Genomic DNA, 23,011 nt, shown 5'->3' with positions numbered 1-23,011 from the left:
ACCCGGCGGGCCTCAGCGGCCCCCGAGGCTCCGCGCCAGCTCCCCCGCGTCCGTCGTCGGCGCCTCGCACACGAAGTGCCTGCACACGTACGCCGTCGGCGCCCCGCCCACCGTCGGCCGGTCCGCCAGCAGCGGGAACTCGGCCCCGCCCGTCTCCCCCGCCGCGACCACCGCGCCCGGTGCCGTGCCCAGCAGCGCCGTACGGTGCAGCTCGCCGCCGACCGGTCCGGCGACGGCGACCTCGCGCGGCCCGTCGAGCAGGGCCTCCGCGACGGCGAGGCCCCAGCTCGTGAACCGGGGAACCCGCGGGCCGAGCTCCTTGACCACGCCCAGCGCGCCCTCCGCGGCGGTGCGATGGGCCTCGGAGCCGGTGTGCGCGGCGTACGAGAGCAGCGCCCCGGCCGCCGCCGTCCAGCCCGCCGGGGTCGCGTTGTCGGTGGGGTCCTGCGGGCGGCGGATCAGCCGCTCGGCGTCGTCCGCCGTGTCGTACAGCTGACCGCCCTCGCCGGTGAAGTGCTGGAGCACGATGTCGAGCAGGAAGCCGGCGAACTCCAGCCAGACGCCCTCGCCGGTGACCGCGGCCAGGGCGAGGAAGCCCTCGGCCACGTCGCCGTAGTCCTCCAGGACCCCGGCGTGGCCGCCGGCCCGCCCGTCCTTCGACGCACGGTCCAGCCGGGCGACGTCGCCCATGTGGACCCGTACCAGCAGATCGGCGGCCTCGGTGGCGCGCTCGACGAGGTCGGGCCGGTCGAAGTACGCCCCCGTCTCGGCGAGCGCGGCGATCGCCAGGCCGTTCCAGGCGGCGACCACCTTGTCGTCCCTGCCGGGGCGCGGGCGCAGCTCACGGGCGGCGAGCAGCCCGGCCCGCACACGGGCGACCCGGTCCGGGTCCGCCCCGGCGTCCGCCCGTGCGAGCTGGAGGACCGAGGTGCCCTCCTCGAACGTGCCCTCCTCCGTCACACCGAAGTACTCCGCGGCGAAGGCGGCATCCTCCTCGCCGAGGGCCTCCCGCAGCTGTCCGGGCGTCCACACGTAGTACGCGCCCTCGACGTGCCGCCCGCCCCCGTCCTCGCTGTCGGCGTCGAGCGCGGAGGCGAAGCCGCCCTCGGCGGTGCGCAGTTCGCGCACCATGAAGTCGGCGGTCTCCAGGGCGACCCGGCGGGCCGACTCCGAGCCGGTGGCCCGCCACAGGTGCGCGTACACCCGGCAGAGCAGCGCGTTGTCGTAGAGCATCTTCTCGAAGTGGGGCACCAGGGCACCATCGGGCCGCTGGCGCAGCACGTACCGGTGGAAGCCCCCGCCCAGCTGGTCGAACAGGCTCGACCGCGCCATGGCGCCGCACAGCCCCTCGGCCATCTCCAGCGCGCCCTCGGACTCCGTCCGGGCGTGGTGCCGCAGCAGGAACTCGATCGTCATGCTCGGCGGGAACCTGGTGTCGCCGGCACCGAGCCAGCCGCTCTCGGGGTCGTACTCCCGGCTGATGCCCAGCAGCGCCCGCGCGAGCTCCGACTCTCCGGGAAGCCCGCCGGTCCCGTGGTCCAGCTGCCGCCCCGCCAGATCGCGCGTGATCTTCTCCGCGACCTCCCCGACCTCCGCGCGCCGGCCCGCCCACGCGTCGTGGACGCCTTCCAGCACCTGCCGGAAGGACGGCATCCCGTGCCGGGGCTCGGGCGGGAAGTACGTACCGAAGTAGAACGGCTCCCCGTCCGGCGTCATGAAGACGGACATGGGCCAGCCGCCCTGGCCGGTCGCCGCCTGCACGGCTTCCATGTAGACGGCGTCGACGTCCGGGCGCTCCTCGCGGTCCACTTTCACGGAGACGAAGTGCTCGTTCATGTAGGCCGCCGTCGCCTCGTCCTCGAAGCTCTCGTGAGCGAGGACGTGGCACCAGTGGCACGAGCTGTATCCCACGCTCAGGAAGACCGGCACATCGCGCCGGCGGGCCTCCTCGAAGGCAGCGGGCTCCCACTGCCACCAGTCGACGGGATTGTCCGCATGCTGGAGGAGATACGGGGACGTGGCGTGCGCGAGTCGGTTGGCCATGCCTCAATCCTCGCGTACGCGGCGCATCCCCGTTCGCACGCCACGGGCACGGCGCACGAACGGGCCCCGCGAGCCCGGCCTGATCCAGACGACAGGGCCTGGGCCCTGTCGCGCGGCAGACGGCAGCTTGACGACAGGGCCTAAGCCTCCGGCGAACGCCGATCGCCGCGCTCCCTCGCGCTGACGCGCCGTACGCAGGAGACTGGGCGGCGATGCCGGCTGAGGCAGTCGCAATCGTCGTATCCGGAGGGGGACACACATGCGGGACAGCCATCGGGCCGAAGCCGAACGGCTGTTGGTGCGCGCCGTGGAGGAAGAGGTGCGGCGCTCGGGCGGCCGGGCCGACGCCGGCACGCTGACGGCGCGCGGGCGGGCCGCGCTGGATTCGCTGGCGGCCGCCGCGGACGACGAGTACGCCGCGTATCTCCAGGCGCTGGACGCGGCCGAGTCCGGGGCGCAGCCGCTGTCACAGCGGTTCAGCCGAGCCGCGCTGGGAACTCCCCTGCTCGTCACCGGAGTTGCCGCAGTCGCCGCCTTCGGCGCGGATGTCGCGTTCGGTACGGCGACGGGGCCGGCGCTCGGCGCGGGCGCCGTCGTCGCGGTCGCGGGGGCCACCGCCACCGTCGCCAAGGTCACCGCCTCGCACTGGCCCGCCGCCCACCGGCGGGCCGGGGCGCTCGGGCAGCCCGGCGGTGCCGAACAGCTGCGGCTGCAGTGGCTGGCGGCGCTGGAGGTGCGGGGCATCCGCCCCTTCATCGACCAGCAGCGGATGCTCACCGCCTCGTCCCGCACCCCGGCCAAGAAGGTCCCGCCGCAGTCGCGGACCGCCCCTTCGCTGCGCGGCACGGACCGCAGCGCGGCGGCCCGTACGCGCTCGCTCCTGGAGCAGTCGTTCGGCCATCTGCCCGCCTGTGACGGGCCGTTCGCGGGGCGGAGGACCGAACTGGCACAGATCGCCCAATGGGTGCGGGAGGCCCGCGCGTCGACGGAGACCAAGCCGACCGTCGTCGTCCTGCACGGCACGCCCGGCTCCGGGCGCACCACGCTCGCGGTGCGGGCCGCGCACAGCCTGAAGGACCTGTTCCGCGGCGCCTGCGTGGTCGACCTGCGCGGCGACGTGGCCGGCGAGGCGCCGCTGCCGACCCGTGACGCGCTGCTCCACCTGCTGAACCGGCTGGGCGCGCCCCGTGAGCAACTGCTGTTCCGGGACGGGGCGGCGTCCCCCGGCGGGGCGGACCCGTCGGCCCGGGGCAGGGCGTCCGCCGAGCAGCAGGTGCGGCGGCTGAGCGAGCTGTACCACCAGCACCTGACCGGCACGCCCGTGACGATCGTCCTCGACGACGCCGGCGACGCGGCGCAGGTGCGCACCCTGATCCCCGAGCGATCCGACAGCCTCGTCCTCGTCACCGCCCGCGAGCCCCTGGAGCTGCCGGCCGACATCCCCGCCCGGGTCCACCATCTGCCGGTCGGGGCGCTCGACGCGGCCGGCGCGGAGGAGCTGCTGCGCGAGGCGGCCGAGACCCAGGAGGAGGGGCCGTACGACTCCCGGGCGACGGACACCGTCGCCGAACTGTGCGGCGGGCTGCCGCTCGCGCTGCGCATCGCGGGCTCCTCGCTCGGGACACGCACCCCCGGCACCCTGGCCACCGACCTCGCCGGGTACGGTCCGGTCGCGCCGGTCGAGCGGGCGCTGTGGCTGCGCTACACCGACCAGTCCGAGCAGGCGCGGCGGCTGCTGCGCCGGCTCGCGCTGGCCGGGCGGGCGAGCCTCGGCGCCGCCGCGGCGGCGGCGCTGCTGTCCGCCGACGAGCAGGAGGCCGAGCGGCTGCTGAAGGCCCTGGCCGGGGCCGGGCTGCTGACCCACGTACGGGGCTCGCGCTACCGGCTGCACGACCTCGTACGGGGCTTCGCCCTGGCCCGGCTGCGGGACGAGGAGGAGGCGGCGGACCGTACCGCGGCGCAGGAGCGGCTGATCCGGAACTACGCGGGCCTGGCCGGTGCGGTGATCCGGATGGTGGACGGCAAGATGTCGACCCGGGCCGGGCAGTTCGGCTCGCACGGCTTCGGTTCGCTGGACTCGGCGCTGCGCTGGCTGGACGACGAGTCGAGCTTCATCACCTCCGCGCTGCGGCACGCCGAGGGCGTCGACCAGGGCGCCGTGCTGGACCTGCTGGGCGCGCTGTGCGACTACTGCCTGCTGCGCGGCGACCTCTACCGGCTGGGCGAGATCAGCGAGTTGACGCAGGCGGTGGACAAGGGGCTGCTGGAACGGTCCGTGCAGTGGCGTACCGGCATCGCGGCCCGTCAGCTCGGCGAGCTGGACAAGGCCCGTACCACCCTGTCGTCGGTCGTCGGCCTGTACCGCGAGGCGCAGAACGGGGCGGGTACGGCGCTGGCGCTCTGCTCGCTCGGCATCACCCTGCACCACCAGGGCAATCTGACCGAGGCGTCGGCGCGGCTGCGCGAGGCGATCGAGCTGCAGTCCTCCGACGAGCAGGCCGAGGACCGGGCCTGGTCGATGCACGCCCTGGCGGCCGTCGAACGCGACCGGGCCCGGCTCGCGGAGGCGCTGACCTTGCTGGACACCGCCCTGGCCCTGCACCGGGAGGGCGAGTCGCTGCACGGCGAGGCGTGGACCCGGTTCCAGCTCGGCCAGACCCTGCTGCGGATGGGCGAGGTGGAGCGGGCCGAGGACGCGTTGCGCAAGGCCCTGGACCTGTACGGCCGCACCCGTGACGAGCGGGGCGAGGCGTGGGCGCTGACCCAGCTGGCGCGTGCCCGGCTCCTGGACGGCGACCCGGCCCCGGCGGTGGAGCAGCTGAACCGGGCGCTGGAGCGGCACCGGGACAACGAGGACGCGCGCGGCGAGGCGTGGACGCTGTTCTACCTGGGCCAGGCCCTGGAGGAGAGCGGCGACACCGACCGGGCGGTCCGGCAGCTGGAGCGGGCCCGCACGATGTTCTCCCGGATGCGGGACGTGTACGGGCTGGCGTGCGCGCGCCACCACTCGGGCCGGGTCACCCGTGACCAGCAGGCGGCCCGGACCGGGAACCTGCGCAACTCCGGCTTCGCCCGCCAGCTCCTGATGGACGCCCGCGCCGACTTCCGGCGCATCGGGGTCGCCCACGGCGAGGCGTGGACGTGCCTGGAGCTGGCGCTGATCGACGCGGGCAACAACCGTGCCCCGCAGGCGCTGGAGCTGTGCGGCGAGGCGGTGGAGCTGTTCGAGTCCTACGGCGACGCGCGGGGCGGGGACTGGGCCCGTTTCCTGCGCTGCACACTGCTGCCCTACGCGTCACCGGGCGGCAGCGAGGTGGGCACGGTGGTGGCCCAGCAGGAACTGGCCGAGCTGCTGCGGGCCGGTCACCCGGCGCGCGACGGCAAGCTGGAGGACTGCGCGGAGGCGTTCGCGGTGGTGCTGAACCGCGGCGTCGACCTGGAGGACGGCTGGCAGGCATGGCGCCTGGGCATGACGCCGACGCGTCATGCCCGGGAGGTCATGGGCGTACCGGTCCCGGCCGCACACGGCCCGTCCGGCGACTGAGGACGGCTTCGGGGTCCGGCCGGCCATGAACCGGCCGGACCGACGCCGGACAACGGGGCGGCTCGGGCTGTTCCGCGCCGCCCCCGCCTGCCTCTGCTTCTGCCTCTGCTTCTACCGCTGCGCGGAGCCCGCCCCGGCGGTGGCCTCGGCCACCACCGCGTCCGGGTCCGGGGCCTCCTCGAAGTCGACCTTGCCCATGTGCCGGTTCATGGACTTCATCAGCAGCCACACGCCTACGGCGAGCGCCGCGAAGACGATGAAGCCGAGAACGCCTGGGGTCACCTTGTTCTTGTCGAGCTCTGCGGCAAGCGGAACGAGGTCGGTCAGTGCCTGGGTCGCGTACATATCAGGCATTGTCGCGGATGCCCGCGAAGAGGTCGCTCTCGGGGAGGGAAGTATCGACGAGAGACTTCGCCAGCTCGTACTCCTCGGTCGGCCAGACCTCCTTCTGGATGTCCATCGGGACCCGGAACCAGCCGCCGTCCGGATCGATCTGCGTGGCGTGCGCGATCAGCGCCTTGTCACGGATCTCGAAGAAGTCCGCACACGGAACGTGCGTGGTCAGCGTGCGTTCGTCGCGCTCGAACTCCTTCCAGCGCTTCAGCCACTCGCCGTACGGCGACTCCAGGCCGCGGGACAGCAGCGCCTCGTGCAGCGCCACCGTGCGCGGCCGGTTGAAGCCCTGGTTGTAGTAGAGCTTCTGCGGCTGCCAGGCCGGGCCGAACTCCGACTCGGGGTACTGCTCGGTGTCCGCCGCACCGTCGAAGGCGATCATCGTGATCTTGTGCGTCATGATGTGGTCGGGGTGCGGGTACCCGCCGTTCTCGTCGTAGGTCGTGATCACCTGCGGCCGGAACGCACGGATGCTGCGGACGAGCCGGCCCGCGGCCTTCTCCTCGTCCTCCAGCGCGAAGCACCCCTCGGGCAGCGGCGGCAGCGGGTCGCCCTCGGGGAGACCCGAGTCGACGAAGCCGAGCCACTCCTGCTCGACGCCCAGGATCTCCCGGGCCTCGTCCATCTCCTTCTTGCGCACCTCGTGGATGTTCTCCTCGATGTACGCGTCGCCCTGGAGCTTGGGATTGAGGATGGAGCCGCGCTCGCCTCCCGTGCAGGTCACGACCAGCACGTCCACCCCCTCGGACACATACTTCGCCATGGTGGCCGCACCCTTGCTCGACTCGTCGTCGGGGTGGGCGTGCACGGCCATCAGTCGCAGCTGCTCGGTCAAGACTCGATCCTCAGTGATTCGGCACATGGGCAGGCTTCTATAGTGACCGAACCGGGGGGCGGAAAATTCCTCGATCCCCGGTACGGAAGGAACGATCATGACGGCGGTGCGCGAGGCGCTTCCGGAGAACCGCTACGGCCGCTCCGCGGACCAGCGAGCGGACCGCAAGCTCAAGATCATCGGCTCTGCGCTGGGCGTCGTCCTCCTCGGCGTGGTCGGCTGGATCGGCTACGACTACGTCAGCGGCCAGGGCATCAGCGCCGAGGTGATCAAGCGCCAGGTCGTCTCGGACCAGCGGGTCGACATCCACCTCGAAGTGCGCAAGGACAAGGACGCCAAGGGCTACTGCACCCTGCGCGCGCAGCACGAGAACGGCAGCGACGTGGCCCGCAAGGACTTCCGCTTCGACGAGCGCACCGACCGGATCGACCGCGTCCTGTCGCTGCGTACGACGTCCAGGGCCACCAGCGTCGAGCTGCTGGGCTGCACCACCGACGGCGGGGCGTCGCATTGACCGACGCACGCCGGCCCTGAACCACCGTTTCCGGGTCCGACCTGCGCATACGCAGTCCCGACGGTTTACCTTCTCCCCCTTTTCCTGCGGAATTGTTAGGCTCGTGGTTTCGCCCACCCGTGGAAGCACATGCTTACGGGTAGGGCGATGCTTTGTATTCCCAGTACCGACGAGGAGCACCCTGTGACCCAGACCAGTGAAAACGTCACCTGGCTCACGCCGGAGGCGTACAACCAGCTCAAGGCCGAGCTGGAGTACCTGTCTGGTCCCGCGCGCACGGAGATCGCCGTAAAGATCGCGGCGGCCCGTGAGGAGGGCGACCTGCGCGAGAACGGCGGGTACCACGCGGCCAAGGAGGAGCAGGGCAAGATGGAGCTCCGGGTGCGCCAGCTCACCCAGCTCCTGGAGCACGCGAAGGTCGGCGAGTCGCCGGCCGACGACGGCGTGGTCGAGCCCGGCATGGTCGTGACGATCTCCTTCGACGGCGACCCGGACGACACGATGACCTTCCTGCTCGCCTCCCGCGAGTACGCCAGCTCGGACATCGAGACGTACTCCCCGCAGTCACCGCTCGGCACCGGCGTGAACGGCAAGCGGATGGGCGACGACGCCGAGTACGAGCTGCCGAACGGCAAGACGGCCACCGTGAAGATCCTCGCGGCGAAGCCGTACACCGGCTGATCCCGCAGCACCGACGCGAGGAGCCCCCGGCCCGTCGGGCCGGGGGCTCCTCGCGTGTGCGGCCCCGCTCAGACCGCCACCTGCCGGTACTTGCGCACCGCCAGGGTGCGGAAGACCACCAGGATCAGCAGCGACCAGATCAGCGACGCCCAGACCGGGTGCACCATCGGCCAGGCGTCCGACGGCGACACGCCCGGGTTACCGAAGAGCACCCGGCAGGCCTGGACGGTGGCGCTGAACGGATTCCATTCGGCGATCGGCTGGAGCCAGCCCGCCATGTTCTCGGTGGGCACGAAGGCATTCGAGATGAACGTGACCGGGAAGAGCCAGATCAGCCCGCCGGAGGTGGCCGCCTCGGGGGTGCGGACCGAGAGGCCGATCAGCGCCCCGATCCAGGAGAAGGCGTACCCCAGCAGAAGCAGCAGCGCGAAGCCGCCGAGCACCTTGCCGATGTTCTCGTGGGTGCGCCAGCCGACCAGCAGGGCGACGACGGCGAGGACCAGCAGGGTCAGCGTCGTCTGGACGAGGTCCGCGAGCGTGCGGCCGGTGAGGACCGCGCCGCGCGCCATGGGCAGCGAGCGGAACCGGTCGATGAGGCCCTTGTGCATGTCGTCGGCGATGCCCGCGCCGGCACCGGCGGTGGCGAAGGTGACGGTCTGCGCGAAGATGCCGGCCATCAGGAAGTTCCGGTAGTCGGCGGGGCTGGTGGAGCCGCCGATCATCATCGAACCGCCGAAGACGTAGCTGAACAGCACGACGAACATGATCGGCTGGATGAGCCCGAAGATGATCATCTCGGGGATCCGGGCCATGCGGATGAGGTTCCGGCGGGCGATGACGAGCGAGTCGCGCATCGACTGCCCGATCCCGCCTCCCGCCCTGGGGACGGCCGGTGTCAGGGTCGTTCCGGTGATGGCGCTCACTTGACCGCCTCCGTCCCCGCCAGGGCGCCGCCGGCCGGGCCGGCCCCGGTCGCGTCTCCGTTCCCGTCGCCGTTCCCTTCGCTGCTCCCGTCTCCGTTCCCGTCTGCGTTCTGCGTCCCGGCGGCGTGTCCGGTCAGCGAGAGGAAGACGTCGTCGAGGGTGGGGCGGCGCAGGCCGATGTCGTCGATCTCCACGCCGCGGGCGTCGAGGTCGCGGATGACCTCGGCCAGCAGCTTGGCCCCGCCGAGGACCGGGACGGTCAGCTTGCGCATGTGCTCGGCGACGGTGACCTCGCCCTTGCCGACCTGTGCGAGCACGGCGCGGGCCGGGGCGATCTGGTCGCGCTGGTGCACCACGACCTCGACGCGTTCGCCGCCGGTGCGGGCCTTGAGCTCGTCGGAGGTGCCGCGGGCGATGACCAGGCCGTGGTCGATCACGCAGATCTCATGGGCCAGATGGTCGGCCTCCTCCAGATACTGCGTGGTGAGCAGCAGCGTCGTGCCGCCCGCGACGAGCTCCTCGATGACCTCCCAGAGCTGCTGCCGGTTGCGCGGGTCGAGGCCGGTGGTCGGCTCGTCCATGAACATGACCGGCGGGGAGACGACGAGCGCCGCCGCGAGGTCGAGGCGGCGGCGCATGCCTCCGGAGTACGTCTTGGCCGTGCGGTCGGCCGCGTCGGCGAGGTTGAACCGCTCCAGCAGCTCCCCCGCCCTGGCCTTCGCGTCCCGTGCGGTCATCTGGTAGAGCTGGCCGACCATCTGGAGGTTCTCACGGCCGGTCAGATACTCGTCGACCGCGGCGAACTGGCCGGAGAGGCCGATCGACCTGCGTACCTCATTGGGTTTCTTCAGTACGTCGATGCCCGCGACGACGGCCCTGCCGCTGTCGGGCCTGAGCAGGGTGGTGAGGACGCGCACGGCGGTCGTCTTGCCTGCGCCGTTGGGGCCGAGAAGTCCGAGGACGGTGCCTTCCGGCACATCGAGATCGACACCGCCGAGTGCTCGTACATCGCCGAAGGTCTTCACCAGACCTTCGGCATGGATGGCGCCTGGCATACGGGATTCCCCCAGTGTGTTCGGGTGACTTCCTCAACAGATCCTAGGTTTGACGGTCTTTCCGCGCCTGGTGAACACCTGCGGCGGACATGCCTGCGAAGACCTGGCGACGACAGGCAACGTAACGCGATACATCGCGACAGGCAAGGCTCAGCTCATCACCAGATAGCCCGCGTCCCGCAGCGCCGCCGAGACCTCCTCGCAGTGCTCCGGCCCCTTCGTCTCCAGCTGCAGCTCCACCTCGACCTCGGTGAGCCCGAGCCGGGGATCGGTCCGTACATGACCGATGTCGAGTACGTTCGCGTCGACCACCGAGAGCACACCCAGCAGAGTGGCCAGCGCACCCGGGCGGTCGGCCAGCCGCAGCCGCAGGCTGAGATAGCGGCCGGCCGCCACCATGCCGTGGGTCAGGATGCGCTGCATCAGCAGCGGGTCCACGTTGCCGCCCGAGAGCAGCGCGACCACCGGCCCGCGGAACGACTTCGGATCGCTCAGCAACGCCGCGACCGGGCTCGCCCCGGCCGGCTCCACCACCAGCTTCGCCCGCTCCAGACAGAGCAGCAGCGCACTGGACAGCTCGTCCTCGGAGACCGTACGGACCTCGTCGACCAACTCCCTGACCAGCTCGAACGGCACATCGCCGGGGCGCCCCACCTTGATGCCGTCCGCCATCGTGTTCAGCGAGCCGATCGACACCGGATGCCCCACGGCCAGCGAAGGCGGATAGCAGGCCGCGCCCGCCGCCTGCACCCCGACGATCCGCACATCGGGCCGGACCGCCTTGACCGCCACCGCGATGCCCGCCGCGAGACCACCGCCGCCGATCCCCACCACGATGGTGCGCACCTCGGGGCACTGTTCGAGGATCTCCAGGCCCACCGTGCCCTGCCCGGCGATGATGTCCGGGTGGTCGAAGGGGTGGATGAAGACCGCACCGGTCTCCTGCGCGTACTCCTGCGCGGCGGCCAGCGTCTCGTCCACGACATGCCCGTGCAGCCGGACCTCCGCCCCGTACTGGCGGGTGGCGGCCACCTTCGGCAGCGGCGCCCCGACCGGCATGAAGACCGTCGACCGTACGCCGAGCAACGCAGACGCGAGTGCGACACCCTGCGCATGGTTTCCGGCGCTCGCGGCGACGACTCCGGCCGCCCGCTCCACCGGGGACAGGCCGGAGATCCGTACATACGCACCACGCAGTTTGAACGAGCCGGTCCGCTGCAGGTTCTCGCACTTGAAATGGACCGGCGCGCCCACGAGCTCGGTCAGGTGGCGGCTGCCTTCCATGGCGGTCATCCTGGCCACGCCGGAGAGCATCTTCTGCGCCCCGCGGATGTCGTCGAGGATCAGCGGAGGAAAATGGCCGGTCGCGCGGAAGTTCATACCGTAAGTCTTGCAGCTCGGCCCGCGGGTCCCGCCGCTCGGCAGGGCGCCGTCCGCCGCGTCCCGTCCCCTCCTGGGCCGTTGTCCACAGGTTTGCGCAGCGCTGGTACGCGTTGCCCCGTGGCCGCGTACTCTGTCCCCCACCCATCCTTCACCGCACGAAGAGAGCCCCCGGCCATGCCCCCTCAGGACATGACGACAGCTGCGTCTCCTTCCGGGGGCGCCGCCCCCGAACCCACGGGTTCCGACCACGTCCTCGACGCTCTGCAGCATCAGGTCGCGGTATTCGCCCGCCGTGCCGAGCAGACCCGCCTCGGCGGTGTCGGCCAGGTGCGCAATTCCATGGACCGGGCCGCCTATCTGCTGCTCAACAGGCTGGACCGGGAAGGCCCGATGGGCGTCAAGGCGCTCGCCGCGGGCATGGGGATCGACTCCTCGACCGTGACCCGGCAGGTCGCACCGCTCGTCGACACCGGACTGGTCAAGCGCACCTCGCACCCCGAGGACGGCCGGGCCGTCGTGCTCCAGTTGTCGCCGCGCGGCCAGGCACGGCTGGACGAGGTCCGCAGCTCCCGGCGCGAGCTCATGACGCAGGTGACGGACAGCTGGACGGCCGAGGAGCGCGAGACCTTCTGCGCGCTGCTCACCCGGTTCAACACCTCGCTGGCCGCACGCCAGGCCTCGCACCAGGCGCCTCCGGCCGGCTGACCCAATCGCCTGGCCCGGGTGGACTGCGGCATACCTCTTGACCCGGAGCCCCGCAGCGGCTCGGATGTGGACTGTGCGAGAGCGCCAGTCGGGCCGGGAGCGGCGCCGCGCCCAGGAGTTCGAGATCTTCGTCGCGGGCGCGGCCGGCCGTCTGCTGCACACCGCCACGCTGCTCACCGCCGAGCCCATGCGGCCACCGGGAGCGAACCCCAGGGCCCAGCGGCTGCTCATGGCCGCGCTGGCAAGCACGTACGCACAGTGGGAACGGCTGCGCGGCGAGGACCCGTACGACCGCACCCGGCGCGAGCTCGCCGTCCGGTTCGCCCACGAGGTCTGGCGGCACCACCGGCCGCGCGGCGGGCTGCTGGACGCGCTGACGCCCTTGGAACGCCTCGTCCTCGTACTGTGGCTGTACGAGGGGGTCGCGGAGGAGCAGGCCGCGGCGCTGCTCGGCCTTCCGGTGGAGCGGGTGCGGGCGATCTGCAACCGCTCGGTGGCCACGATGCGCGGCACCCGTCGGCCCACGGCGCGGCGGGGCACGACGGGTCCGCTGGGGGTCGCGCGGTGAGCCGCGCCGGCGACCGTGAGGACGAGGTCCGGCGCATGCTGGACGGTCCGCATCCGCAGGTGCCCGCCGATCTGGCGCAGCGGGCGTCGGAGCGCGGCGGCAGGATGCTGCGCCGACGGCTGTTCGCCCGCCGGCTGATGCTGCTGGTGGCGTGCGCCGCGGTTGTGGCCTTCACGGTCTGGGCGATGGCGGCGCATCCCTGGCAGGTGCCGCCCGCCGAGACGACGCCGCTGGATGGCTGGTGAGCGGCGATGACGGCCGAACTATCCTGGAATGTGCGGGATCGTGTGACGGTCCCCAGGAGGCTGCCATGACCAGGAAGATCGCTGACTGCCGCAAGCATCCGAGCGTGTCGCACTGCTCGCTCACCATCTCGGGCGAGGAAGAGGAAGTCGTACGCGCCGCGACGGAGCACGCGGTCTCCGTCCACGAACACACCGACAGCCCGGAACTGCGCGAACAGATCCGGGCGATGCTGGAGGACGAGCAGGTCAACGCCTGACAAGGCCCCGAACGGCCGGGCGGGCTCGAACGTTCGAGCCCGCCCGGATTCTTTGCAGGACCGGCCCTGGGCCGCGACCTAGCCGAGCGCCTGCGTGAGGTCGGCCAGCAGGTCGTCGGCGTTCTCGATGCCGACGGAGACGCGTACGAGGTCGGCCGGCACCTCCAGCGGGGAGCCCGCCGCCGAGGCGTGCGTCATGCGGCCCGGGTGCTCCACGAGCGACTCGACGCCGCCCAGCGACTCACCGAGGGTGAACAGCTTCGCCCGGTTGCAGACCTGGACCGCCGCCTCCTCGCCGCCCTTGACCCGGAAGGACACCATGCCGCCGAAGGCCTTCATCTGCTTGGCGGCGATCTCGTGGCCGGGGTGCTCGGGCAGCCCCGGATAGAGGACCTGGGTGACCTTGGGGTGCCGGGTCAGCAGATCGGCGACCTTGGTGGCGTTCTCGCTGTGCCGGTCCATGCGGACCGCCAGGGTCTTGATGCCGCGCAGCACCAGCCAGGCGTCGAACGGCCCGGCGACCGCGCCCATCGCGTTCTGGTGGTACGCCAACTCCTCCGCCAGTTCGGGGTCGTTGACGATCAGCGCGCCGCCGACGACGTCCGAGTGGCCGCCCATGTACTTCGTGGTGGAGTGCACCACCACATCGGCGCCCAGGGCCAGCGGCTGCTGGAGGTAGGGGCTGGCGAAGGTGTTGTCGACGACCAGCCGCGCACCCGCGGCGCGGGCCACACCGGCGATCGCGGCGATGTCGGTGATGCCGAGCAGCGGGTTGGACGGGGTCTCCACCCAGACCGCCTTGGTGCGCGGGGTGATCGCCGCCCGTACCGCCGCCACGTCCGAGGTGTCGGCGACGGAGAACTCCACGCCCCACCGCGAGACGACCTTCGCGAACAGCCGGAACGTGCCGCCGTAGGCGTCGTTCGGGATGACCACATGGTCGCCGGGGGTCAGCAGCGTACGGAGCAGGCAGTCCTCGGCGGCGAGGCCGGAGGCGAAGGCGAGTCCGCGGCGGCCGCCCTCCAGGGCCGCGAGGTTCTCCTCCAGGGCGGTACGGGTCGGGTTGGCGCTGCGGCTGTACTCGTAGCCGCCGCGCAGTCCGCCCACTCCGTCCTGCTTGTACGTGGAAACCTGGTAAATGGGCGGAACAACGGCGCCGGTGAGGGGATCGGCGGTGTTTCCCGCGTGGATCGCGAGGGTCTCGAAGCTGTGCTGGTCGCTCATGGGGCCCGAGCGTAGTTCGTCCCGAGGGCGCCCACCGGACTACCGGGCCGTCCGGCGACAATGGGGGCATGGAGATTCTCTGGTTCCTGATCGCCCTGTGCATGCTCGCCGCGGTCGTCGGCCCCTTCGTGCTGCGCCGCCGAGGCGGAATCCGCCAGGTCGCGCCCGGTTCCCCGGACGCCGCCGACCCGGACGCCTACGGCTTCGTGCGCCAGGAGGAACTGGACATCCGGCTGCCGGGCCCGGACCAGGATCTTCTCGACGTGCTCGATGTCGTGCAGCGTTCCCAGGACTGGCGGGCGGCCTCGCAACTGCTGGCCGGCACGCCCAAGGAGGGCGAGGTGCGGTGGCAGCGGGTGCAGGCGTTCGCCGGGGCCGCCTCGCTGGAGCTGGCGCAGCAGCCCGGTGCCGGTGGCTCGTGGCTGCGCAAGTGGCGGGCGGAGGCGCCGAAGGACGCGGGCGGCGCGGCGGTGCACGCGGAGTTCCTGGTGCAGCAGGCGTGGCGTTCGTCGACCGCGGGAACGGACGACTTCCGGATCATCCTGGAGGAGGCCCGTACGGTCTGCGGCGAGGCGGCACTGCTGGCGCCCGGCGACCCCGTTCCGTACCTCACCGAACTGGCCGTGGCCCGCGGACTCGGCGACTCCCACGAGGAGTTCGACCGGCTCTGGGCGAAGGTGATGGACCGGGCCCCGGCCCACATGGGCGCGCACATCGCCGCGCTGCACTACTGGTGCGAGAAGTGGCACGGTTCGCGCGAGGAGGCCGACCGCTTCGCCACCGCGGCCGCGGCCCGCGCCCCGCAGGGCTCGCTGCTGGCCGCGCTGCCGCTCTTCGCGGTGTACGAGCATCTGCCCGAGGTCAATCTGGTGCAGGGCTTCTACCGCGGCCTGGTGGTGACCAAGGCGGTCGAGGGCGCCCTGTTCGCTGTGCACGCGGCCCGCCCGGACGACCCGATGCTCGCGCACGTACGCCATCTGCTGGTCCTCTTCCTGGTCCGGATGGAGCGCTGGTCGGAGGCGATGGCCCAGCTCGTCCACATCGACGGCCACGTGGGCGCCCTGCCGTGGACGCAGGGCCCCGACCCGGCCGCCGAGTACACGGTCTACCGGGCGCTGGCGGTGGCCGGCTACGAGGCGAACGGCGGCACCCCGGCGACGCTGCCGCGGTAGCCGCCGGGCGCCCGGCGGCTACCTGTCGACGCGCTGCCCGCGCGACCGCCCGACGGCGGAGCGGTGACACGACCGAACAGTGGCCCGGCACCCGCTTTCCGGGCGATGGCCGGTCCATGGCGCGGCCCCGGTCCCGGGCAGCCCGTGATACCACGTTGCCGCGCCCGGCTGCGGGACGACATACTCCGGTTCCCCACGCGCACCACCACCCGTCCCGTTCCTGTGGGGGGAATCCGCCCGATGAGCCCAACTCTGCGTGCCGTCCGCGCCGTTGCCCTGCTCGCCGGCTTCCACCTGCTCGGCATCCTCCTGCTCGCCCTCCTCTGCGTCCTCGACTGGGCCGCGTTCCGCTGGACGCTGCCCCCCGTCGCCGTGATGGTTCTCGCCCGCACCTCCGCGTTGGCGCTCCCGGTCGTGCGAGGCATGTTCATGCTGCGCATACCGAAGAACGACGACGTGCGCGGCCTGCACGTCGACGACGCCCAGCAGCCCCGGCTCTGGGCCACGGTCCGCGACCTCGCCGACCGGGCCGGCACCCGCGCACCCGACGACCTCGTGCTCACCGGTCAGGTGAGCGTCTCGGCCGACGAGGAGACCAGGTTCCTCGGCCTGGCCCGCGGCAGACGCCGACTCCTCGTCGGGGTGCCGCTGATGGCCGGAATGTCCGAGGCCCAGCTGTCTTCCGTGCTCGCGCACGAGATGGACCGCTACGCCAGCTCCGACACCCGCCTCACCGCGATCACCACACGCGGCCGGATCCAGGCCACCCGCACCATCAGCCACTTCCGGGAGCGGGCGGGCAAGACCGTCGCCAAGGTGCGGGCGCGCCAGGAGAAGAAGGCCGCGAAGGCGCACGCCAGGGGCAGGAAGGCCAAGGGGATCGACGTGGGCAGCGCCGGTGTCTCGCACCGTACGCTGGCGGCGCTGTACGCGAGGTACGCGCGCTTCTGCATACGCGCCGCACAGTCCGACGCCCGCCGCGCGGAGTTCGCGGCCGATGTCGCCGCGGCGAGGATCGCGGGCCGTGACGTGAGCGCGTCCGCGCTGCGCGAGATCCAGGTCCTCCTCAACACGCACGACATCTACATGGACTCGTACGCCACGCTCGGTGTGGAGGCCGGGATGCTGCCCCTGCCCGGCCAGGTCCTCGGCGGTATACGGCATGTGCTGGCCGCGCGCAGGGACGAGCTGGACGAGGTGCGCGACTCCATGGCGTCCGAATTGGACGCTTATGCGCACCCGTGGATCACGGAACGCGTCGCCCGGATCGAGGCGCTGCCGGACGACGGGCGCGCGCCGGAGCCGGCAGAACCGGCCCTGGGCCTGCTCGTCGACGCCGAGCGCACGCTGGCCGCTGTCGAGGAGCAGGTGCTGACACCGGAGATGCTGCGGCTGCGCCGGGTCGACTGGCCGGACCTGGTGCACGGGTCGATGACGGCGTACGAGGAGCGGTCGGCGCAGTACATGAGGACGGCGGTCACCGGGGTGACCGGCGGCGACGGCTCGCTGACCGACACGCTCGACGCGATCGACGCGGGCGCGCAGTGGCAGATCGCCGACCGGCTCCACAAGTCCGCCGAGGCCTGTGCGGCGACCGGACGCGCGGCCCGCGAGTTCGCCAGGCCCAGGCTGTACGTCGGACTGAGGCAACTGGTCGAGGGCGAGTACGTGCGGCAGGGGCGGGCCCGCTGGCAGCTGTCCTGGACCGACGAGGCGTCACTGGAGCTGCCGCAGGGCCACGAGGAGAAGCTCCCGGCGGCGCTGGACGCGGCGGTGGCGGACGTCCCGGACACGGAGCCGCTGCGCACCCTGCTCACCCCTGACCGCCGTACCTGTCGCTGAACCGGACCGGAACCCTCCATGACATCACTGCTGCTTCTGTCGGCTGCCGCTCTGTGCGGGTACCTCTGGATGAAGGTGCGGAAGGAGCCGCCGCAGACCGCAAAGGGCGCTCCCGACTCGGCGCAGGCCGCCGCGGAACTCGGCCTGGTACCGGCCGACGAGCTCGGCACCGCGGACGCCTGCGCCCCCGACCCGTACGACGAGGAGATACGCGCCACGGTCCGCGCCGGCGACTGGCGGGCGGGCGCCGCCTTCCTCGACGGAGCGGGCCAGGACTGGCAGGAGCGTTACCGGCGCGCCGCGGTCCTCCAGGACGAAGCCGCCGACGACGACGCCTGGCTGCTGGCCTGGCGCGCCGCGCGACCGCAGGACGCGGGCGCGGCCCTCGTGCACGCCGGTGCGTTGATCGGCGTCGCCGCGCAGGTCCACGGTACGAATCCGGCGAGGCGCCCCACGTGGGAGCAGTCCCGTGTCTTCCACCAGGTGATGGTCAGGGCCCGCGAGGCATGCCACGAGGCCCAGGCGCTGGCGTGCGACGACCCGTGCCCGTACATCGCCGAGATCTCCTGCGCCCTCGGCCTCGGCTACGGGCACGACGACTGCCGTGCCCTGTGGGCGGCGGTCGTCGAGCGCGACGCGTACCACCTCGTGGCTCACGAGGCGGTGCTCCGGTACTGGTGCCACAAGTGGCGCGGCTCGCACGAGCCGGCCGAGTCTTTCGCACGCGAGGCGGAGCGGCTGGGCAGCCCCGGCCAACTGCTCTCGCTGCTTCCGCTGTACGCCGCGTTCAAGCAGGACCGGTCCGACCAGAACACGGACGCGGATGTGTACTACAAGAGCCCGGAGCTGATCGCCGCGGTCGACGCCTGCCTGGCCGACGTGGCGGCCGCCGCGGCGGCCGACCCCGAGGACCGACGGATCGTCCGGGCCCGCCACATGCTCGCCTGGACGCTGTACTGGCAGGACCGGTACGAGGCGGCGGTGGAACAGTTCCGCGTGATCGACGGCCACTTCGACGGCGGCGCCCCGTGGTCGTACTTCGGGAATCCGAAGTTTTTCTACGTCCAGTGCCGCGACTACAGCGCCATGCAGGTCGTGGGCGCGAACGGCGACTGACCGTCGCGTACGCGGCGCGGGCACCGGAATCTCCGGCGCCCGCGGCGCGTTGTAGGGACTGGAAAGCCCAGCCCTCGGAGGAGCCCCCGCATGTTCCTGCAACGCCGTACCCCGCAGCTCCCCACCCCCGAGGAGGCGCTGAAGGGACGCCCCACCCCCGAATTCACCGTCCCGTCCCACCACACGGTCCTGGGCAACCCGCTGCTGGGCCCGTACCCGGAGGGTCTGGAGGTCGCGGACTTCGCGCTGGGCTGTTACTGGGGCGCCGAGCGCAAGTTCTGGCAGACGGACGGCGTCTGGACGACGCTCGCCGGCTACCAGGGCGGCTACACGGAGAACCCCGCGTACGAAGAGGTCTGCTCGGGCCTGACCGGCCACACCGAGGCGGTCCGCGTCGTCTTCGACCCGAAGACCGTCTCGTACGCCGAGCTGCTGAAGCTCTTCTGGGAGTCCCACGACCCGACCCAGGGCTTCCGCCAGGGCAACGACGTGGGCACCCAGTACCGCTCGGCGATCTACACCCACTCCCCCGAGCAGGAGGCCGCGGTGGCAGCCTCCCGCGAGGCCTACCAGAAGGTCCTCACGGCCGCCGGCCACGGCGCGATCACCACGGAGATCCTCCCGGCGGAGGGCCGCACGTTCTGGCCTGCCGAGGCATATCACCAGCAGTACCTCGACAAGAACCCGGCGGGCTACTGCGGCATCGGCGGCACGGGGGTCTCGTGCCCGATCGGGGTGGCTCCGGCCGAGGGATGAACCTCGCCCCACCCCTGTTCGAGCTGACGTGACTCCGGCGGGAACGACGACTGCGCGGATGGACTGAGCCGAGGCCTCTCCCGTGAGGCCGACTCAGGGTGGCGTTTCCCTGCGCCGCCGGTCGCGCGGAGGGAGGGGCGAGACCTGACCGTCGCTGACGGGCGGTGCCTGCCGGCCTGCCGTGCCATGGCCTGCTGCCGCCGCCTGTGGAGGCGGACCAGCCTCCCACCGCGCAGGATTCAGAGGCGCTGCTACGAACTCTTCCGCTCAGTCCCCGTCGGCTCAGCTCCCGTGGCCGTGGGCGATCCCACCAGCAGTACCTTTCGCGCAGCATTAACGGGTACTGCGGGCTGGGCGGCACCTGCGTCTCCTGCCCGATCGGCGTGGCACCGGTCGGCGGGTGAGCGTCGGGATCGCACGGGAAAAGCTGGTATGCCTCCGGCGAACCCGACTGGCCCGGCTGCTGCCCCGTCAATTCCTCGGCTCCGCAGGACAGCGGGGCGGGCCCGCCCGCCGGGAATTCGCTTCTCACCGGAACCGTCCCCGTGCGAAAGTCGTACGGTGACTGACTCCCCCAATGGCTCTGCCCGCGAACTTGACCTGCTGCGCTGGCAGTTCGACCTGACGTGGTCACTGTTCGAGTACCACCTGGAGCGGCTCGTCCCCGATGACTTCCTGTGGGAACCCGCTGCGGATTGCTGGACGGTGCACCGGGCCGACGACGGAACATGGACAGTGGACTGGGCGGAGACCGAGCCCGAACCTGTTCCTGTGCCGACCATCGGCTGGCTGAGCTGGCACATCGGCTGGTGGTGGAGCGTGGCCGTGGATCACGCCTACGGGAGAACGCCCCGAGAGCGGGAGGACATCACCTGGCCCGGCGCAGGGAAGCCGACCGTCGAGTGGTTGCGCGGCCTGCGTGAGGACTGGCTGGAGGCGCTGGACCAACTCACCCCTGCCCGCCTGGACACCACCGGCCCGTTCCCGTGGCCGAATGATCCTCGGCGCACCGTCGCCCACATGATTGCCTGGGTCAACGCCGAACTGATGAAGAATGTCGCAGAGATCGGTCAACTCCGCCTTCAGCGAGCCGTCAGCCAGGTACCGGACCGGACCGGCGATCCCGCCCCTGCCCGGTCGGCATAGACAGCACCTGTCACCGCAAGCGGTCCCACCAGCAGTACCTCAACAAGAACCCGGCGGGCCACTGCGATATCGGCGGGACGGGGGTCTCGTGCCCGATCGGGGTGGCTCCGGCCGGAGAGTGACAGGCCGCCTGCGACCCGGTGAGTGCCCGCCTGCCTGCTATTGGCCGGCGGGCACGTCTGTACCGATACGAGAGGGGCGCGGCAAGGATCAGACGGCGTTTCTGATGCGGTCCTCGCGTACCCCGGCCACAAAAGCGGCCCACGTGTCGGAGCCGAAGATCAGGACCGGACCGCTTGTGGCCTTGCTGTCCCTTACGGGAACGGCACCCTGAACGTCCGCGACCTCAACGCACTGGCCGTTGCCGCTGCTGTAGCTGCTCTTGCACCATGGAGCGGCCTCAAAGTTGGGGGTGCTCATCCCTCACTACCCTTCTTGGTCCCATACTGCTACAGCACGGCGTCTCCGTGCTCGTACGCTCACTGAACCCGGAGGGCGAGAGCTGGTCAGTCGGTGGAGTGCGTCGCCTTCACGTCGGCAACGAACGCATCCCAGCTTCGGTCGCTGAAGGTGACGACGGGGCCGAGGTTCTTACTGTCACGGACCGGAACCATGCCGCTGCGAGTGACCGCCACCTCTACACAGGCTGACTGCTGGTTGCTGTAGCTGGACTTGAACCACATCAAACCGGTTGAACTATTGCTTTTCATAACTCCCTGCCACTTCAGAGATCAGACGCCGTGAGGCCTGTTCGTCGCTTGCCTTGGTGCAGATGTCGGCGAAGGCTGCGTTGTAGCGAGCCACTTCGGCGGGCTTGTCCAGGTAGAGGTCTCCAGTGAAGCCGTCGGCGTACACCGTGGGCGGCTCACTCTCGCTTCCGTCGCGGTTGCGCGGGAACCGCAGGACGCCGAACGCGCCGGACAATACCCCCAGGTGAAAGCCTGCCGCGAACGGGATTACACGGACGCTCACGTTCGGTAGTTCGCCGACATCCAGCAGGTGCCGAAGCTGTTCCGCCATAGCCTTGGGGTGGCAGACCGGACGCCGCAGCACCGACTCGTTGAGTACGACGTTCAGGTTGGCGGGTGCGGTGGGGCGGGTGAGCAGCACCTGTCGGGCGATACGCAGGTTTACTCGACGGGTCACCTCGTCCGTGTCCTCGTCGCCGTTGCCTCGCTGAATGATCGTCTGGGCGTACTCCTTGGTCTGGAGCAGCCCAGGCATCAGGTCGGCCTCATACCAGTCAACTTCAGATGCCGCCTCCTCCAGCCCGATGAAGAGGTCGAACCCTTCCGGGATGACATCGCCGTAGGAGTGCCACCACCCGCGCGCTTTCGTCTCCTTGGCAACGCCCATGAGTGCCTTTGTGAGCTCCTCAGGTGCACCGTAGACGACACACATGGCCTGTACGTCGAGGCTGCGGAGCGACGTTTGCCCGCTCTCAATCCTCCACATCTTGGCTTCACTCCACTCAAGCGCGCGTGCCGCCGCTTTCACGGTGAGACGGGCTTCACTGCGCAAGTTGCGTAGGTACCGCCCGAGTTGCCGTCGCGGGACCGTCGATCCTGTGGGCCCATCGGTCATGTAATACCCCTTCTGATGACGTGCAGACCCTCGGTCTGCGATCTGCCGGTTCCTCGAAATGAGAGCACCACATCCCTCAATTCACAATGACGGCCTTATGTTCGAGTGTCGAAAAATGAAAGCCGCTAAATGAGAGCTTGCAGATCGAGTCCCTCAAGTGCATTCTGAAGCTGTCGCGCAGCAGCTCGCCTGCCCTGCCGAACGGCACCCGGTGAAGTGCGCCAAGTGCCCAGCGGCAGGGGCCTGATGTGGCGCGCGATGGCATGAAGAACCCCCGCGACGGGCTAGGTCCGGGGGCGTGGTCAACGCTTCTGAGGAGCGTCAACGTGATGAATCGTATCGTGCGGGTCCTGGCTCAGTTAGTTCAGTGGCGGCCCCCCAGCATGCGCCGCCCGCGCCAACGGGGTGCCAGCAGACGTTCAGTCAGGTTCGGGCTTGGCGCCTGGTGTCAGCGAAAGCGACGCTGCGCCCTCTGGCTGGCGACCTACGGCATCGACGTGGGCCCCCGCGTCATCCACGGAGTGGTGGTGCGGTGATGGACTCCGAGGCGTGGGAAGGGGCGGATTTTCCGGCCCGGCGGTCGCCGCTCATCTACCCGCCGTGCGAGTGTGGCGAGGCTGGGTGCCCTGATCGTCTCATCCAATCCGGTTCGGACAAGGTGCGTGAGACATGCCGTCCGGTGGAGCCCGACAGCCCTGTGCTCCAGAGCCTTCGGGCTCGCGTCCGTGATGAGAACGACCGGCGGCGCTTCGGGAGGTTGGGTTGAACGACCGAGGGATTAATCCGCCCGGTGCGTCGACCGTGATGCAACGTCGTGCCCGCCCAACTGAAGTGCCACGCCCACCGCAGGTGTTTACGTCCTGGCGGCAGTTGAAGCCTGGTCAGGTGGTGTTCGATCGTGTCAAGGAGATGCCTTGCATGGTGATCCAGGCCAGGGGCACCTGCGCCATCGTCGTACGGCCGGGCGGCCAGCCGTGGGAAGTGCAACTGCGACGACTCTCACCGGGCACTGACTACCACTGCCG

The 23,011-nt window shown here is 71.0% G+C and carries 22 protein-coding genes and 1 pseudogene; 13 read left to right on the top strand and 10 right to left on the bottom strand.

The features are described from left to right. Window positions 1-12 precede the first annotated feature (12 nt). Complete coding sequence (locus tag OG978_RS25635) at window positions 13-2,043, bottom strand: thioredoxin domain-containing protein (protein WP_326767447.1); 2,031 nt, start codon at window positions 2,041-2,043, stop codon at window positions 13-15. A 259-nt stretch (window positions 2,044-2,302) separates the two neighbouring features. Here OG978_RS25635 and OG978_RS25630 point away from each other — a divergent pair, with 259 nt between their 5' ends. Continuing rightward, on the top strand, window positions 2,303-5,587 hold the full coding sequence (locus OG978_RS25630) for a tetratricopeptide repeat protein (protein WP_326767446.1): 3,285 nt from the start codon (window positions 2,303-2,305) through the stop codon (window positions 5,585-5,587). Window positions 5,588-5,698: 111 nt separating this feature from the next. Here OG978_RS25630 and OG978_RS25625 read toward each other — a convergent pair whose 3' ends face one another. Continuing rightward, entirely contained in the window at window positions 5,699-5,932 is a 234-nt protein-coding gene (locus tag OG978_RS25625) for a hypothetical protein (RefSeq protein ID WP_326767445.1), read from the bottom strand. Window position 5,933: 1 nt separating this feature from the next. Continuing rightward, window positions 5,934-6,815, bottom strand: coding sequence for a mycothiol conjugate amidase Mca (gene mca, locus OG978_RS25620; RefSeq protein ID WP_326767444.1), 882 nt, complete (start codon window positions 6,813-6,815; stop codon window positions 5,934-5,936). Window positions 6,816-6,912: 97 nt separating this feature from the next. Here mca and OG978_RS25615 point away from each other — a divergent pair, with 97 nt between their 5' ends. After that, on the top strand, window positions 6,913-7,329 hold the full coding sequence (locus OG978_RS25615; protein WP_326767443.1) for a DUF4307 domain-containing protein: 417 nt from the start codon (window positions 6,913-6,915) through the stop codon (window positions 7,327-7,329). A 183-nt stretch (window positions 7,330-7,512) separates the two neighbouring features. Next, window positions 7,513-8,010 carry a transcription elongation factor GreA gene (greA, locus tag OG978_RS25610; protein WP_326767442.1) on the top strand — a complete coding sequence of 166 codons (498 nt, stop codon included), beginning with the start codon at window positions 7,513-7,515 and terminating at the stop codon, window positions 8,008-8,010. Between the two features lie 68 nt (window positions 8,011-8,078). Here greA and OG978_RS25605 read toward each other — a convergent pair whose 3' ends face one another. The 3 genes from OG978_RS25605 to ilvA form a co-directional block, all read right to left on the bottom strand. Continuing rightward, complete coding sequence (locus OG978_RS25605; RefSeq protein WP_326770163.1) at window positions 8,079-8,864, bottom strand: ABC transporter permease; 786 nt, start codon at window positions 8,862-8,864, stop codon at window positions 8,079-8,081. 65 nt (window positions 8,865-8,929) lie between these two features. Next, window positions 8,930-9,988 carry an ATP-binding cassette domain-containing protein gene (locus OG978_RS25600; protein WP_326767441.1) on the bottom strand — a complete coding sequence of 353 codons (1,059 nt, stop codon included), beginning with the start codon at window positions 9,986-9,988 and terminating at the stop codon, window positions 8,930-8,932. Window positions 9,989-10,138: 150 nt separating this feature from the next. Continuing rightward, window positions 10,139-11,368, bottom strand: coding sequence for a threonine ammonia-lyase (ilvA, locus tag OG978_RS25595; RefSeq protein ID WP_326767440.1), 1,230 nt, complete (start codon window positions 11,366-11,368; stop codon window positions 10,139-10,141). A gap of 177 nt (window positions 11,369-11,545) precedes the next feature. Between ilvA and OG978_RS25590 the strand changes: the two genes are divergently transcribed. From OG978_RS25590 to OG978_RS25575, 4 genes are all read left to right on the top strand, one after another. Beyond that, a complete protein-coding gene (locus OG978_RS25590) occupies window positions 11,546-12,076 on the top strand; it encodes a MarR family winged helix-turn-helix transcriptional regulator (RefSeq protein WP_326767439.1) in 531 nt (176 codons plus the stop codon). A 73-nt stretch (window positions 12,077-12,149) separates the two neighbouring features. Continuing rightward, window positions 12,150-12,644 carry a sigma factor-like helix-turn-helix DNA-binding protein gene (locus OG978_RS25585; protein WP_326767438.1) on the top strand — a complete coding sequence of 165 codons (495 nt, stop codon included), beginning with the start codon at window positions 12,150-12,152 and terminating at the stop codon, window positions 12,642-12,644. Next, entirely contained in the window at window positions 12,641-12,889 is a 249-nt protein-coding gene (locus tag OG978_RS25580; RefSeq protein WP_326767437.1) for a hypothetical protein, read from the top strand. The genes OG978_RS25585 and OG978_RS25580 overlap by 4 nt, the downstream gene beginning before the upstream one ends. A 65-nt stretch (window positions 12,890-12,954) precedes the next feature. After that, window positions 12,955-13,146 (top strand): DUF1059 domain-containing protein, encoded by a 192-nt coding sequence (locus tag OG978_RS25575; protein WP_266730111.1) that lies wholly within the window; start codon window positions 12,955-12,957, stop codon window positions 13,144-13,146. Between the two features lie 78 nt (window positions 13,147-13,224). On the opposite strand, the gene OG978_RS25570 is transcribed toward OG978_RS25575, so the two are convergent. Next, complete coding sequence (locus tag OG978_RS25570) at window positions 13,225-14,370, bottom strand: cystathionine gamma-synthase (RefSeq protein ID WP_326767436.1); 1,146 nt, start codon at window positions 14,368-14,370, stop codon at window positions 13,225-13,227. A gap of 68 nt (window positions 14,371-14,438) precedes the next feature. Between OG978_RS25570 and OG978_RS25565 the strand changes: the two genes are divergently transcribed. The 6 genes and pseudogenes from OG978_RS25565 to OG978_RS25535 all read left to right on the top strand — a co-directional run. After that, window positions 14,439-15,542: a hypothetical protein gene (locus OG978_RS25565; protein WP_326767435.1), complete on the top strand. Its 1,104-nt coding sequence runs from the start codon at window positions 14,439-14,441 to the stop codon at window positions 15,540-15,542. A 240-nt stretch (window positions 15,543-15,782) separates the two neighbouring features. After that, window positions 15,783-17,384: a M48 family metallopeptidase gene (locus tag OG978_RS25560; protein ID WP_326767434.1), complete on the top strand. Its 1,602-nt coding sequence runs from the start codon at window positions 15,783-15,785 to the stop codon at window positions 17,382-17,384. Between the two features lie 18 nt (window positions 17,385-17,402). Next, entirely contained in the window at window positions 17,403-18,500 is a 1,098-nt protein-coding gene (locus tag OG978_RS25555) for a hypothetical protein (RefSeq protein WP_326767433.1), read from the top strand. A 90-nt stretch (window positions 18,501-18,590) separates the two neighbouring features. Next, window positions 18,591-19,256, top strand: a complete 666-nt coding sequence (gene msrA, locus OG978_RS25550) for a peptide-methionine (S)-S-oxide reductase MsrA (protein ID WP_326767432.1) — start codon at window positions 18,591-18,593, stop codon at window positions 19,254-19,256. A 561-nt stretch (window positions 19,257-19,817) separates the two neighbouring features. Next, a complete protein-coding gene (locus OG978_RS25540) occupies window positions 19,818-20,402 on the top strand; it encodes a DinB family protein (protein WP_326767431.1) in 585 nt (194 codons plus the stop codon). Between the two features lie 26 nt (window positions 20,403-20,428). Next, window positions 20,429-20,524: pseudogene (locus OG978_RS25535) on the top strand (peptide-methionine (S)-S-oxide reductase MsrA); the annotation flags it as partial. Window positions 20,525-20,612: 88 nt separating this feature from the next. On the opposite strand, the gene OG978_RS25530 reads toward OG978_RS25535, so the two are convergent. The 3 genes from OG978_RS25530 to OG978_RS25520 form a co-directional block, all read right to left on the bottom strand. After that, window positions 20,613-20,822: a DUF397 domain-containing protein gene (locus tag OG978_RS25530; protein WP_326767430.1), complete on the bottom strand. Its 210-nt coding sequence runs from the start codon at window positions 20,820-20,822 to the stop codon at window positions 20,613-20,615. Window positions 20,823-20,908: 86 nt separating this feature from the next. Further along, window positions 20,909-21,085: a DUF397 domain-containing protein gene (locus OG978_RS25525; protein WP_326767429.1), complete on the bottom strand. Its 177-nt coding sequence runs from the start codon at window positions 21,083-21,085 to the stop codon at window positions 20,909-20,911. 13 nt (window positions 21,086-21,098) lie between these two features. Then, the gene (locus OG978_RS25520; RefSeq protein ID WP_326767428.1) at window positions 21,099-21,986 is read right to left on the bottom strand and encodes a helix-turn-helix domain-containing protein; all 888 of its coding nucleotides are present in this window, start codon (window positions 21,984-21,986) and stop codon (window positions 21,099-21,101) included. Window positions 21,987-23,011 lie beyond the last annotated feature (1,025 nt).

The sequence above is a fragment of the Streptomyces sp. NBC_01591 genome (assembly GCF_035918155.1).
Classification (GTDB): Bacteria; Actinomycetota; Actinomycetes; order Streptomycetales; family Streptomycetaceae; genus Streptomyces.
This window is presented reverse-complemented; position numbering and strand designations above follow the sequence as displayed.

Excerpts from the sequence above, each read along its gene's own strand:
- OG978_RS25635 (WP_326767447.1), bottom strand. The coding sequence starts at position 2,043 with ATGGCCAACCGACTCGCGCACGCCACGTCCCCGTATCTCCTCCAGCAT.
- OG978_RS25630 (WP_326767446.1), top strand. The coding sequence starts at position 2,303 with ATGCGGGACAGCCATCGGGCCGAAGCCGAACGGCTGTTGGTGCGCGCC.
- OG978_RS25625 (WP_326767445.1), bottom strand. The coding sequence starts at position 5,932 with ATGTACGCGACCCAGGCACTGACCGACCTCGTTCCGCTTGCCGCAGAG.
- OG978_RS25615 (WP_326767443.1), top strand. The coding sequence starts at position 6,913 with ATGACGGCGGTGCGCGAGGCGCTTCCGGAGAACCGCTACGGCCGCTCC.
- OG978_RS25605 (WP_326770163.1), bottom strand. The coding sequence starts at position 8,864 with ATGCGCGACTCGCTCGTCATCGCCCGCCGGAACCTCATCCGCATGGCC.
- OG978_RS25600 (WP_326767441.1), bottom strand. The coding sequence starts at position 9,988 with ATGCCAGGCGCCATCCATGCCGAAGGTCTGGTGAAGACCTTCGGCGAT.
- ilvA (WP_326767440.1), bottom strand. The coding sequence starts at position 11,368 with ATGAACTTCCGCGCGACCGGCCATTTTCCTCCGCTGATCCTCGACGAC.
- OG978_RS25590 (WP_326767439.1), top strand. The coding sequence starts at position 11,546 with ATGCCCCCTCAGGACATGACGACAGCTGCGTCTCCTTCCGGGGGCGCC.
- OG978_RS25575 (WP_266730111.1), top strand. The coding sequence starts at position 12,955 with ATGACCAGGAAGATCGCTGACTGCCGCAAGCATCCGAGCGTGTCGCAC.
- OG978_RS25570 (WP_326767436.1), bottom strand. The coding sequence starts at position 14,370 with ATGAGCGACCAGCACAGCTTCGAGACCCTCGCGATCCACGCGGGAAAC.
- OG978_RS25565 (WP_326767435.1), top strand. The coding sequence starts at position 14,439 with ATGGAGATTCTCTGGTTCCTGATCGCCCTGTGCATGCTCGCCGCGGTC.
- OG978_RS25560 (WP_326767434.1), top strand. The coding sequence starts at position 15,783 with ATGAGCCCAACTCTGCGTGCCGTCCGCGCCGTTGCCCTGCTCGCCGGC.
- OG978_RS25555 (WP_326767433.1), top strand. The coding sequence starts at position 17,403 with ATGACATCACTGCTGCTTCTGTCGGCTGCCGCTCTGTGCGGGTACCTC.
- msrA (WP_326767432.1), top strand. The coding sequence starts at position 18,591 with ATGTTCCTGCAACGCCGTACCCCGCAGCTCCCCACCCCCGAGGAGGCG.
- OG978_RS25530 (WP_326767430.1), bottom strand. The coding sequence starts at position 20,822 with ATGAGCACCCCCAACTTTGAGGCCGCTCCATGGTGCAAGAGCAGCTAC.
- OG978_RS25525 (WP_326767429.1), bottom strand. The coding sequence starts at position 21,085 with ATGTGGTTCAAGTCCAGCTACAGCAACCAGCAGTCAGCCTGTGTAGAG.
- OG978_RS25520 (WP_326767428.1), bottom strand. The coding sequence starts at position 21,986 with ATGACCGATGGGCCCACAGGATCGACGGTCCCGCGACGGCAACTCGGG.